The organism is Fuerstiella marisgermanici, assembly GCF_001983935.1.
In the GTDB taxonomy this organism is placed as follows: domain Bacteria; phylum Planctomycetota; class Planctomycetia; order Planctomycetales; family Planctomycetaceae; genus Fuerstiella; species Fuerstiella marisgermanici.
The window spans coordinates 7,289,036-7,301,491 of sequence record NZ_CP017641.1 but is presented as its reverse complement, the minus strand read 5'-3'; the positions used below and the strand labels follow the sequence as shown (position 1 = coordinate 7,301,491).

The window sequence follows — 12,456 nt, the reverse complement described above, 5'->3', positions numbered from 1 at the left end:
CTTACGTTTGCTTGTCGTCCGGAAACAGCATGCTCACGCTTGTGCGGTCGTGGATGCTGCGGATGGCCTGAGCGAACAGCGGCGCGACGGAGATGATGTCCATCTTTTCGCATAGCGGTTCGATGGGTGCTTCGATGGTGTCCGTCATAAACATTTTGCGGATCACGCTGTTTTGAATTCGATCGGCTGCACCCTTCGACAGGACGCCATGCGATACGGCGGCGTAGATGTCTTCGGCACCGCGTTGCTTTAGGACTTCGGCCATGCTGCAAAGTGAACCGCCAGTGATGGTGAAGTCGTCCACCATTAGCACGTTTCTGCCCGCGACCTGTCCAATCACCTCAAGGATTTCGGCCTGTTCGGAATGATCAGGGCGAGTCTTGTTTCCGATGACGACCGGCACGCCAAGAAGATTGGCGAAGGCCGCCGCTGATTTGGCGAATCCGGCGTCCGGGCTACAGATGACCAGGTTGTCTATGCCCAGCGACTTGATGTGTTCGCAGATCACCGCGCGAGCGTAAAGATGGTCGACGGGCACGCTGAAGAAGCCCTGGATCTGGGGGCTGTGCAGGTCCATCGTGAGGACTCGGTCGGCTCCGGCGGCTTCGATCGCGTCCGCACACACGCGAGCTCGAATCGACACGCGGGGTTCGTCCTTCTTGTCACCCTTCGCGTAGCTGAAGTACGGAATGACGGCCGTAATTTGTTGGGCACTCGCGCGTTTGAGAGCGTCAATCCAGAATAACAGCTCAACAAAGTTATCGTTGACGGGCTGGTGGACGCCTTGCACGATAAACGTGTCGCGACCGCGGACGTTTTCCAGAATTCGGACGAAGACGTTGCCTTCGCTGAAAATCTGAGCCTGGCAGGGGGTGAGTCGTACGCCGAGGCCGTTGGCGATTTTCTGAGCAAACACCGGGTTGCCGGAACCAGCCAAAATGGCCAAATCGCCCTGCGGCGGTTGAAACGGCTGAAGTCGCGGCCCTTGGCGGCTGTCGGCGGCGGAATTTCCCTGAGTCATGGTGATGTTGTCCGCCGCATTTTGCGGTTCAGATCTGTGTGTGCAAGCAGGCCACCGGTCGCAGTCGAATTCATGGGGCCGTGCTGAAGTTCGAAGCCAGATCTTATCGCCGCCAGGAATGAACTCAAGGCAGGCCCGCGTGTCTGCGAGAAATACGAAAGGCGGCTCAACCACGGTTTGGCATGCGTCGAACTCGATTCTAAGATGTCGCTCCGTAACCACCCATCCCAACGAAAGACTCCGCGATGACCGATCGCATTTGGAATTTCTCTGCCGGCCCCGCCGTGCTGCCTGAAAGCGTGCTGGAAGAAGCTCGCGAGAATCTGCTGTCGCTGGGAGATACCGGCGTGGGCATTTGCGAGCATTCGCATCGTGGTAAGCCGTTTGTTGCCGTAGCCGAAGAAGCGGAAGCTTTGTGCCGCGAACTGGCTGGCATTCCAGACAACTACAAGGTGCTGTTTCTGCAGGGCGGTGCGTCGACTCAGTTCGGCATGATTCCAATGAATTTTCTCGCGAAGGATCAGACGGCTGATTACCTGGTCACAGGGTCGTGGTCGAAGAAGGCCGTGAAGGAAGCGAAGCTGTTCGGCAACGTGCACACCGTTTGCAGCAGCGAAGACAAGAACTTCAATTACATCCCGACGGACAAGACGTACAGCGATTCTCCGCGTTACGTTCACTTCACGTCGAACAACACGATCTACGGAACTCAGTTTGCCAGCGAACCGGCCGGGTTCAGCAACGAAGCCTTCCTGGTAAATGATTCCAGCAGCGACATCTTCTGCCGTCCGATCGACGTTTCGAAGTACGGCATCATCTACGCGGGAGCTCAAAAGAATCTTGGGCCCAGCGGAGTCACGTTGGTGATCATTCGCGATGATCTGGTCGAGCAGGGCAACAGCGAATTGACTTCGATGCTTCAGTATCGAACTCACGCAGCCAGCGATTCGATGTACAACACGCCACCGACGTTTGGCATCTATCTGATGATGCTGGTGTTTCGCTGGATCAAAGCCAATGGTGGCCTGGCAGGCATGCACGAACGCAATAAGGCGAAGGCTGGCAAGCTGTATGAGTACCTTGACAGCAGCAGCCTGTTTCAGCCGACCGCTGATAAGGCCAGCCGCTCGTTGATGAATGTGTGTTTTGTCACGGGCGATGCCGACAAAGACGCGGCGTTCCTGAAGAAAGCCGACGCCGAAGGCTTCAGCGCGCTGAAGGGGCACCGCAGTGTGGGCGGCATGCGAGCCAGCATTTACAACGCATTCCCGTCGGAAGGGGTTGATGCGTTGATCAGTTTCATGAAAGATTTTGAAGCGACCGCGTAGGGACTTAGAATCGTAAGCGGACCGCTGCGGGGCTTTACATTCTGGTTCGCCCCTGTGGCGGATCCAGAGAAGCGCCGCTAAGTTCGACTAAGCTTGCGAGCGTTCAGCCAGCAGATATCAGCGGTCAGTCTTATTCCATCACCTTCCGCGTCACACGGCCATGCCCCAGGACTCTTCTCATTCTGACGAACCTGTCGTTGACCGGCGGTCGGCGGATATCGGGATCGTGTGTGGTCAATCGCTGGAGGTGGGCCCGCTGCTGAAAAAGCTGGACCGAGTCCGTAAGTATATCGACGGCGGAATCGTTTTTCGCGGCGGATTTCTGGATGAAGTCGTGCGAGTGGCGGTCGTCGAAGCGGGCGCGGGATTTGCCCGGCATCGCGAGGCTGCGAAGACGCTTATTGAGGAACATCATCCCGCGTGGGTGTTTTCGGTCGGTTTCAGTTCTCCGTTGACGCAGGAACTTAAGTCGGGCGACGTCTGTCTGGCAAATGAGCTTTGTGATACGCACGGAAACAGCATGCCGGTGAAGTGTTCCATCCCCGAACGCAAACGCATCTTCGTGCGGAAGCACGTGGTTGCCGACAGTCACCCACTTTCGGCTGATGTGCGGCGTTCGCTGGCCGAATCGTCGTCGGCTGCTGCTGTTGATACGACCAGCCTTGCGGTCGCTCAGGCGTGTAACGAACAACCGACGGGCGAAGACGCACCGCCTGCCGCTCGGTTTCTTGCGATCCGAGGAATCGTCGGCACCGCAGGAGAGCAACTGTCCGACAAGGTGGCCGAGTATCTGTTTGAGCCGGCACCAAAACAGAAGGCGGTTGGACTTGGTCAGTTATTGAAACGCGTGAAGCCGGATCCCGAACTGGCTCCCTGGAAGAAAGTCGCGGAGGAAACCGCCGTGAATCTCAATCGCTTCGTTTTAAGCCTCATCACGCAGTTGAGCGAGGGGCTAAGACGGACACGGTTTTAAACGTCGTAGATCGATCTGGCCAGAGTCGATCGGTCTGAGGATTGATGCGCCGCCGCAGTGCCACCGTTCACCTATGCCGAGTGCACGACAAACCTCGCCGCAAACTGCTTCACGCGCCACCTCCGGCGACCAGCGGGAGCGCCGCCGGCGATTCCGCCTTCAAACCGTCATCCGCTCACCACGCCAACAGTCTGCCGGGACGTCCCGGCTTAGTCGCGACGGTTGAGTTTCGACAGCAGACGCAGGATTTCGATGTACAGCCAGACCAGCGTCACCATCAATGCGAACGCGCCATACCATTCCATGTGTTTGGGAGCTCGACTGGCGGTGAGGCGATCGATGAGGTCAAAATCCAACAGGAGGTTGAACGCGGCCAAGCCGACAACGAACACGCTAAACGCGATGCCGAATGGGCCGGCACTGTGAATGAAGGCGATACCTGAACCAAAGAAGCTCATCACCATCGAAACCAGGTAGAGTAGGGCGATCCCGCCGGTGGCAGCAACGACACCCATGCGGAGTTTGTCGGTCACTTTAATGAGGCCGGTTTGGTACACCGTCATCATCACGGCCAGTGTTCCAAACGTAAGAACGCACGCCTGAAACGCGATCGGCGGTGCATCGGCCATCCGAGCGTTCAGTTGTTCCTGAATGATGGCCGAAATTCCTCCCAGGAAGCAGCCTTCGGCCAAAGCGTAAATGGGCGTCGTAATTGGTGCCCAGTTTTTCTTGAACATCGTCGCAATGGCTGCAATCAGTCCAACGATTAGCCCCCCGATCATCAGACCCTGAATAGAGTTGCCGGCTTCATGTTGCTTCCATGTGAAAATCGCCGTGGCAAACGCCAGGACGATGGCGATCATCGTCTTGATCGCCGTGCCCGTGACTGTCATCACAGTGGTGTCACCGTAGGATTCAAAGTTGTGAAAAACGTTTTCGCTCAGAGCGGGGTTGGAGGATCTCATGAATAGGCCTTTATGTTTTTGAAGCGCTTTTGGTGTTAACTTAGCCGCGCATTAAGGGGCGGGCGCCGACTGACGTGGCATTGTTTCCGGAATCATCGTTGCTGGCCAGTCCGAAACAACGAATTCCAAATTCGGCCGTCTGTCGCTTTTCGGGTTATCAGGAACTTCGGTCGGATGCTCGGAATTCGTTGTTCGAAGAGCAAATTTGATTGTTATTCACTATTCTTCGCTAAGAATTCGCCCAAAGAACGTACACCTGCCTCTGACTCATTGGAAATCCGTTGTCCACATTTGACGACCTCGAATTGATCCCCCCGTTGCGAAAAGCTTTGCGGGAAGAAGGTTATGACACCCCCACGCCGATTCAGGCCAAGACGATTCCGTCTGCGTTGGAGGGGTTAGACATCCTTGGCTGTGCTCAAACCGGTACCGGCAAAACGGCGGCGTTCGCTCTGCCGATTCTGGACTATCTTGCCGGAGAAGGGCATAAAGCCGTCGCTAAGCGACCGCTGGCGCTGATTCTGGCTCCCACGCGAGAACTCGCTATTCAAATCGGCGACAGCTTCGATTCTTACGGTCGGCATGTGAAAGTCAGCCACGCTTTGATCTACGGCGGAGTCGGTCAGGGGCGTCAGGTGAAGGCGCTGGAAAAAGGCGTTCACATCCTGATCGCCACGCCGGGACGACTGCTGGACTTGATGGGACAGGAATACATCTTCCTGAATCGACTGCAGATCTTCGTGCTGGACGAAGCCGATCGCATGATGGACATGGGCTTTCTGCCCGACCTGAAACGCATCATCAAGACGCTGCCCGTGCGGCGACAGTCGCTGTTCTTTTCTGCCACGATGCCGAAAAAAATCGCTCAACTGGCCAATCAGCTTCTGCACAACCCGGTGAAAGTGGATGTGGCTCCAAAGCAGCGGAGCGTGGAGTTAATCGATCAACGAGTCGTCTTTGTCGAACATCGGCAGCGCAAGCCGTTTTTGTTGAAGCTGATCACGGACGGCGATGTCGGTCAGGCAATTGTGTTTACAAAGACTAAGCGAGGTGCCAACTACGTCGCGGAGTACCTTCGCAAGCACAAAATCGAAGCGGTGGCGATTCATGGCAACAAGTCGCAAAACGCTCGACAACAGGCGTTGGATAATTTTCGAGCCGACAAGGTGCAGATTCTGGTGGCCACGGACCTGGCGGCTCGCGGAATTGACGTGGAAGGCGTGAGTCACGTCTTCAATTTCGAATTACCAATGGAACCGGAAAGCTACGTCCACCGCATCGGCCGCACAGGTCGCGCAGGTGCCACCGGCATCGCGATTTCGTTTTGTGCGGCCAGTGAACGAGGCACGTTGAAGGCGATCGAACGGTTGATCGGCTTTGAAATTCTGGAAGACGGTCGTCAGCCGGATCCGCTTAAGCCAGGCGAAAAAGTCGACGATGGCGATGGGGAACGACCTCCTCGCAGCGGCGGCCAGAACCGCCGTCGCCGCCGCATTCGGGGGCCTCGTCGAGCCAAGGGCACCGGCGAAACAGGGGCAAAGTCACCAGGTGGTGAGGATCCTGCGAAAACCCGGCCGACCGCAGCCGATCGCAAGAACGCTCGCAATCGCCGACGGGGGAATACCAAGAAGTCGGCGGAGTAGACTAATCGGACAGTGGTTTGTTGATGGGCAGGCGGGCACGTAGAATCTTCGGTCTTCAAAACAGCGATCGTGATTCCTCACCCGGTGACGTGTGGATTTCCGCGCCGCAATCCCACTTCGGACCGAAAGTTCAGAATGCCCCGCACGTTTGTTAAGGAACTCTCCGACGGCGACACCGTCAACGAATTCTTTTTACTGGCCGATAAACAATTGCGAGCCAATCGCAACGCCGACCTGTATCTGCTGGCCACATTGCGAGACAAGACGGGTGTCATCAGCGGGCTGATGTGGAACGTCAGCGAAGAACGAATGCAGCACTTTTCGGCAGGCGACATCGTCCACGTTAAAGGAAAAGTTCAATTGTATCAGGGCGGTCTGCAGATGATCGTCACGTTCATCGACACAGCCCCGGAATCGGCCTACGACGCCGAAGACTTTCAGATCAAGCCTCAGGCCAATGTTGGACCGCTGCTTGACCAGCTGAAGGAATTGCTGGGTTCGATAAAATGCGAAAAACTGCGAACCCTCGGCCAGTGTTTCCTGTCTGATCAGCAACTGCTGGACGATTTGTGTGCCGCTCCCGCCGGCGTGAAAGCGCATCACGCCTATCAAGGTGGTTTGATTGAGCACATAGTCAGCATGGCCCAGGTCGCTGATCGGCTGTGTGACCACTACCCGTCGCTAAACCGCGATCTGTTGCTGCTGGGCGTGCTGATGCATGACCTCGGCAAGGTCCGCGAGCTTTCATGGGACCCAACGCTGGCTTACACAGACGAAGGCCAATTGCTGGGGCATATGAATATTGCCGTTGAGATTCTCAACGAAAAGCTGGCGGTGGCGAGGGCCGAGCTTGGCAGCAAGGACTTCGACACGGAAGACGTGTTGCGTCTGAAGCACATGATCCTTAGCCACCATGGCACGCACGAATTCGGCAGCCCGCGAGTCCCCATGACTCCGGAAGCGATTGTGCTGCACCACATCGATAACCTCGATGCCAAGCTGCACGAATTCACTCGCGCCATCGAAGACGACATGAATAAGGATTCCGCATGGACTCCGTACAGCCCCAGGATCGAGCGAAAGCTGTTCAAGGGGTATAACAACGAATAGAAATGGAAAACATTTGAGTAAACTAGAAGACCAGATTATCGAACACCTCTCCGATCCAAAGTACCGCCCCATTGACAGTGGTGCATTGGCGAAGAAGTTACGTGTTAACAAAAAAGGGATGCCGGAATTCCGCAACGAGCTGGAATTGCTGGTGTCGGACGGCAAAATCCGCGAAGGCAAAAAGGGGCGGCTGCAACTGAAAGCCGCCAGCGGATTTGTTACCGGCATCGTCAAGAAAATCAGCAGCGGCGCGGCGTTCGTCATTCCCAACGATGCCAAGCCAGCGGCTGACCGGAAAAAGCAGGACGTTTATATTTCATCGCGAGACCTGCACGACGCTCAAACGGGCGACGAAGTGCTGGTGCGACTTTCCAGTCGCCGACGCTCGGGCGGTCAGCGGTGTGGGCGAGTCGACAAGGTACTGGAACGAGCCAGCAACGTGTTCGTCGGCACATACCTGGAAGCTCAGGGGCAGGGCTTTGTGCGAGTCGACGGGACCGCGTTTCAGGGCGACATTCACGTCGGCGACCCTGGTGCCAAGGGAGCTGTTCCGGACGACAAAGTCGTGATCGAAATGCTGCGGTTTCCTTCGGCCAATCGAGTGGGCGAAGCCGTGCTGACGGAAGTTCTGGGCAAACGCGGCGACCCCGGCGTGGACACAATGACGGTCGTTCACAGTCTCGGATTGCCGTACGAATTCAGCGAAGACGTGCTGGAAGATGCTCGGCTGCAGGCGGACCACTTCGACGAAGCCGACTTTGGCGATCGAATGGATCTGACCAAAGAAACGATTGTCACTATCGACCCGGCTACGGCTCGCGACTTCGATGACGCCATTTCGCTGCGAAAAGACAAACGCGGCCACTGGCAACTGGGAGTCCACATTGCCGACGTGGCTCATTTTGTGCCTCCTGGTGGGCCTCTGGATCGGTCGGCTAAAGATCGCGGGACAAGCTGTTACCTGCCGCGTCACGTGATTCCGATGCTGCCCGAAATTATCAGCAACGGACTGGCCAGTTTGCAGGAAGGCAATGTTCGCTATACCAAAAGCGTCTTCATTGAATTCGATGCAAAAGGCAATCCGCAGGGTGCGGAAGTGGCCAACACGGTCATCAAGGTTTCGAAGAGGTTCGCGTACGAAGAAGTGATGCCGGTCATCAACGACCCGCAAAGCCAGAAGGGCAAAGTAAGCGCAAAGATTGTGCAATTGCTCATGAAGATGCACGAGCTGGCGATGATGCTGCGTCGCAAGCGATTCGCCAATGGTGCGTTGCAGATGGGGATTCCGGAAGTTGAAATTGACTTCAACGACGACGGCAACGTCACGGGAGCTCACGAGCGGCATCATGACGAGAGTCATGAAATCATCGAAGAGTTCATGCTGGCGGCCAACATCGCGGTCGCTCAGATCCTGTCGTCCCGTGACATCCCGTTCCTGCGGCGAATCCATGGAACACCCGACGAACTGCGATTGAAGGGCTTTCAGGAATTTTGCAGCGGGCTGGGCTACGACCTGGAGAAATTCCAGAGTCGCAAGGAAATTCAGGCTGTCATCAACAGCGTGGAGGGCAAACCGGAAGAACGAGCGGTCAATTTCGCGCTGCTGCGAGCGATGAAGCAGGCGGAATACAGCCCGGAAGAATTCAGCCACTACGCGTTGAACGAAGAAGACTATTGTCACTTTACCAGCCCGATTCGCCGCTACCCGGACCTGACCATTCACCGAGTCGTTGGCGAACTGGCTGCTGGCCGCAAACCGCAGATTGACAGCATGGGCGAACTGCTGCAGCTCGGCAAACACTGTTCCACGACGGAGCGGCGAGCCGAAAAAGCAGAACGAGAACTGAAGCGAATCAAGCTGCTGCGTTACCTGGAAGACAAGGTCGGCGAAGAGATGGACGCGTTCATCACGGGCGTCGAAAATTTCGGCCTGTTTTGCCAGGGGACGGAAGTTCCGGCCGAGGGGCTCGTTCACATCAGTTCGCTGACGGACGACTTCTATACGTACCTGCAGGCGTCTCGAACGCTCAAGGGTAGCAAGTCAAATGCCGAATATCGTCTCGGGGACCAGGTGCGAGTTCTCATCGTCAACGTGGATGTTGACCGTCGTCAATTGGATTTGCGAGTCGTCAGTCCACCGAAGAAAGCTCGAAAAATGGGCGTTTCGCCGAAGGGCCTGCCGAAGAAGAAGGGCAGGGGAGGCCGGAAATCCGGCAGGGATGGGGCCGCGAAGGCGTCGTCCGATTCCAGGCCGTCGCGAGGCCGCGGCAAGGGCGACAAGTCCAAAAAAGGCGGCCGTAAGCGGCGCTAAGCGAACACTGAAAGCCGAAATCGGGATAGTTTGTAGACAACAGGAAACGGCGTTTGCTGGAATCGGGTAGGATTGGTATCCTTCGCGATTCGCAGGTAATCCAATCGTTAATTGAATCCGGAGCAGTAAAAAGAATGGGAACGAAGAAGACAGGCAAGGGGCGTCGAAAAATTGGCCGCAAGAAACGACGTATGCGAGCCAAGATCCGCCACCGCAAATAAGCCACGCCTGATCCCATTGATCATATTGCGAAGCCCGGTACGGCATTCAGCGTACTGGGCTTTCTGCATGCGCGGGTTTTGAACGGGTTTCCGGTCGTTCCGATTGTGCCGAACCGGTCGAAATTCGTTGGTCTGACTTTAACGATTCCAGAAAGCTTGACAGGGCGCGGCTGCGACTGAATCCTAGTGTTTCTGCGCAGCGTTGCATTTTCGCAACATCACATCCCCGCATGATTCGTCGGCACAAACCAGACGGTCGTCACGGAGTTCGCCCATGAACACGCTCTTCCGCCTCTCTCTCTGTTTCGTCATTGCCGTACTTCCGGTGCATTCGTCAGGAACCTCCCTTGGTGCCGACAATGACACGGCCGCCATTCAGGCAAAGCTGAATGCTGTCCGCCAACAGCAGATGGCGGCTGAGAAACAGATCACACTCAAGAAGGCGACCATCGACGTTGCGAACGAGCGTGTGGCTCAGCTGCAAAAACAGTTGAAGGAATCTCAGCAGCGAATCGCCGCTGCCGAAAAGTCGCTGCAGTCGGCGGTTGCGAATAAGGCGGCTGCGGAAAAGCAGGCGGCGACTTTGGCGGCGGACCTGAAGCGCCATCAGCAGGCCGATGCTCTAGTGGCCAACGCCGCTGCCGTTCAACAAAAAGTAGTCGCTGCCAAAGCGAAGCACCAAACTCTGCAGGACCAGCTGGCGGCATTAAAGATTTCACAAGCCGAACAGCAACAGCTCGAAAGTAAAGCGGTTGCTGATTTGAAAGCTGCAACAGAACAGCTGCCAAAGACCAAAGAAGAACTCACCAAAGCACGAGCCGCTCTTGATGCTGCGGGCCGCGAAGTGGACGTTGCGAAACTGGCGACGGAGAAACGTCGCCAGAGTGTGAAGGCGCTCGAAGCTGCGATTCCAGCGGAACGCTCGCGTCGCCACAAAGCTCAGGCTGCTTTGGCTCAGGTGAACGGCAGCGCTAAGACACTGCAGGAATCACTGGCAGCACTTCAGGCGGCGGCGAAGACTGCGGGCAGCGATCCCCTCGAAGCGGGTGCGGAACTTGCCAAGTCTCTGGATGCCGTGCATGCTCTTCAAAAGCGAGCCGCCGAACTGGTTGCCACCACGGACGCGAAGTTGGCAGGGGCTCAGAAGCAACTGGATGCCGCTAAGGCGGAATACACAGCGGCTGAAGCGAAGTTGCGAGAATACCAGGACAAATACGCCGAACACAGCCGCTCACACTTTCGCCTGCAGCTAAAAGTTGCGGACCTGCAGAGCGCCGATGGTCTGCAGAACAAGCGAATCGCCGATGCAAAATCGCAGCAGGAGGCACTGGCAGCTCAACAGGCGGAGCTGGAACCTCAGATTGCTTCCGCAGCCGCTGCCGTGAAATCTCTTGAAGAAGAATTCGTCAACAAGCAGAAGCTGGCCGAAACTTCACTCGCAGAACTCGGACGTTTCGTTTCCTTCTCCGAACACATCGCTCCGATCTTCGCCAAGCGCTGCGTCGCCTGTCACAACACGCGAACGGCCAGTGGGCGTCTGAACATGGATTCGTTTGCGGCAATCGCGAAAGGCGGAGAATCCGGAGCAGCCTTTGAAGCTCATGATGCCGAAAGTTCACTGCTATGGGCGATGGTTGACGATGGTTCGATGCCGAAGGACGCGGACCCGCTTACCATGGAAGAAATCGCGATTATCAAACAATGGATCAACAGCGGTGCACCGCTTGATGCGGGCGTTGTTGCCACGGCAGACCTGTTTCAAGTGATGCCCGAGATCGCTCAGCCGCTGCCGCCGGAGACCTACCGCGTACCGATCCCCGTGACAGCGACTGCGTTCAATGCGGATGCCAGCATTCTGGCGTCGTCCGGCTACCATGAAATCCTGCTTTGGAAAACGGATGACGGCAGTCTGATTCGTCGGATTACTAACGTCGCCGAACGAGTTTACGATCTGGAATTCAGTGCCGATGGAAGCCAGCTGGCGGTCGCCGCCGGAACACCAGGCCAGCTCGGTGAAGTCAAACTGTTTTCAACGGCCGACGGTGCTCATCAGAAAACACTGGTTCGCACCAAGGACGTTATTTTTGCTGTCAGCTACAGCCCGGACGGCAAATCGGTCGCCGCCGCTGGTGCGGATCGAGTTGTCTATGTGGTCAACGTGGAATCCGGCAACCAACTGGTGCAGATCGAAGACCATGCCGATTGGGTGATGGACGTGAATTGGTCTCCGACCGGTAAGCAACTGGTGACCGCCAGCCGTGACAAGACGTCCCGCGTGTTTGACGTCGCCAGCGGCCAGTCGGTCATCACGTTTAACGGCCACGCAGACGCTGTCTTTTCGGCTGCCTTCCTGACCGATGGCAACAGCATTGTCAGTGCTGGCAGCGACCGGCAGGCGCGAGTTTGGAAAGTCGCGGACGCGAAGGAAGCTCGTAAGATTGGTGGCTTCGGTAGCGACATTTTCCGAGTCGAAGTGACACCGGACAACCATCTGTTGACCGCCAGTGCAGATCGCAATGCTCGTGAACACGACCTCGCCAACGGCAAAGTCATTCGTACGTTCGCCGGGCATAAGGACTGGGTTTACACGCTAAGTTACAACGCTGCGAAAAACCTGATCGCCACGGGCAGCTATGATGGCGAAATCCGCGTCTGGAATTCGAAAGACGGCAGCGTTGCCACTTCGTTTATCGCGATCCCCAAGGCCGGTGACGCGGCCACTGTGGCAGCGGCGGAAGAATAGAGGCGAGCCGAGGACGTAAGTCCTCTGGTTTATTACAGCGTGTTACGCTGACTTGTGGCCGCGGAACAAGCGTTTCGTACTATGGATGCTGTTTTCCACGAGCCCGAACCGTACACGACAAGAGGTAAACTGCTCTAATGC

General features: G+C 56.5%; 8 protein-coding genes. 6 read left to right on the top strand and 2 right to left on the bottom strand.

All coding sequences use genetic code 11. The features are described from left to right. Position 1 precedes the first annotated feature (1 nt). Positions 2-1,021 (bottom strand): ribose-phosphate diphosphokinase, encoded by a 1,020-nt coding sequence (locus tag Fuma_RS27405; protein WP_083732647.1) that lies wholly within the window; start codon positions 1,019-1,021, stop codon positions 2-4. Positions 1,022-1,266: 245 nt separating this feature from the next. Here Fuma_RS27405 and serC point away from each other — a divergent pair, with 245 nt between their 5' ends. After that, on the top strand, positions 1,267-2,349 hold the full coding sequence (gene serC / locus Fuma_RS27400) for a 3-phosphoserine/phosphohydroxythreonine transaminase (protein WP_077026923.1): 1,083 nt from the start codon (positions 1,267-1,269) through the stop codon (positions 2,347-2,349). A gap of 160 nt (positions 2,350-2,509) precedes the next feature. After that, on the top strand, positions 2,510-3,322 hold the full coding sequence (locus Fuma_RS27395; RefSeq protein ID WP_077026922.1) for a phosphorylase family protein: 813 nt from the start codon (positions 2,510-2,512) through the stop codon (positions 3,320-3,322). Between the two features lie 209 nt (positions 3,323-3,531). On the opposite strand, the gene Fuma_RS27390 is transcribed toward Fuma_RS27395, so the two are convergent. After that, positions 3,532-4,287 (bottom strand): Bax inhibitor-1/YccA family protein, encoded by a 756-nt coding sequence (locus Fuma_RS27390; protein WP_077026921.1) that lies wholly within the window; start codon positions 4,285-4,287, stop codon positions 3,532-3,534. 281 nt (positions 4,288-4,568) lie between these two features. On the opposite strand from Fuma_RS27390, the gene Fuma_RS27385 reads away from it, so the two are divergent. The 4 genes from Fuma_RS27385 to Fuma_RS27370 all read left to right on the top strand — a co-directional run bounded on the left by Fuma_RS27385 (position 4,569) and on the right by Fuma_RS27370 (position 12,315). Beyond that, on the top strand, positions 4,569-5,930 hold the full coding sequence (locus tag Fuma_RS27385; RefSeq protein ID WP_077026920.1) for a DEAD/DEAH box helicase: 1,362 nt from the start codon (positions 4,569-4,571) through the stop codon (positions 5,928-5,930). Positions 5,931-6,065: 135 nt separating this feature from the next. After that, on the top strand, positions 6,066-7,040 hold the full coding sequence (locus Fuma_RS27380) for a 3'-5' exoribonuclease YhaM family protein (protein WP_077028585.1): 975 nt from the start codon (positions 6,066-6,068) through the stop codon (positions 7,038-7,040). 13 nt (positions 7,041-7,053) lie between these two features. After that, the gene (rnr, locus tag Fuma_RS27375) at positions 7,054-9,351 is read left to right on the top strand and encodes a ribonuclease R (RefSeq protein ID WP_077026919.1); all 2,298 of its coding nucleotides are present in this window, start codon (positions 7,054-7,056) and stop codon (positions 9,349-9,351) included. Between the two features lie 495 nt (positions 9,352-9,846). Further along, on the top strand, positions 9,847-12,315 hold the full coding sequence (locus Fuma_RS27370) for a c-type cytochrome domain-containing protein (RefSeq protein WP_077026918.1): 2,469 nt from the start codon (positions 9,847-9,849) through the stop codon (positions 12,313-12,315). Positions 12,316-12,456: the final 141 nt, after the last annotated feature.

Excerpts from the sequence above, each read along its gene's own strand:
- Fuma_RS27405 (WP_083732647.1), bottom strand. The coding sequence starts at position 1,021 with ATGACTCAGGGAAATTCCGCCGCCGACAGCCGCCAAGGGCCGCGACTT.
- serC (WP_077026923.1), top strand. The coding sequence starts at position 1,267 with ATGACCGATCGCATTTGGAATTTCTCTGCCGGCCCCGCCGTGCTGCCT.
- Fuma_RS27395 (WP_077026922.1), top strand. The coding sequence starts at position 2,510 with ATGCCCCAGGACTCTTCTCATTCTGACGAACCTGTCGTTGACCGGCGG.
- Fuma_RS27390 (WP_077026921.1), bottom strand. The coding sequence starts at position 4,287 with ATGAGATCCTCCAACCCCGCTCTGAGCGAAAACGTTTTTCACAACTTT.
- Fuma_RS27380 (WP_077028585.1), top strand. The coding sequence starts at position 6,066 with ATGCCCCGCACGTTTGTTAAGGAACTCTCCGACGGCGACACCGTCAAC.
- Fuma_RS27370 (WP_077026918.1), top strand. The coding sequence starts at position 9,847 with ATGAACACGCTCTTCCGCCTCTCTCTCTGTTTCGTCATTGCCGTACTT.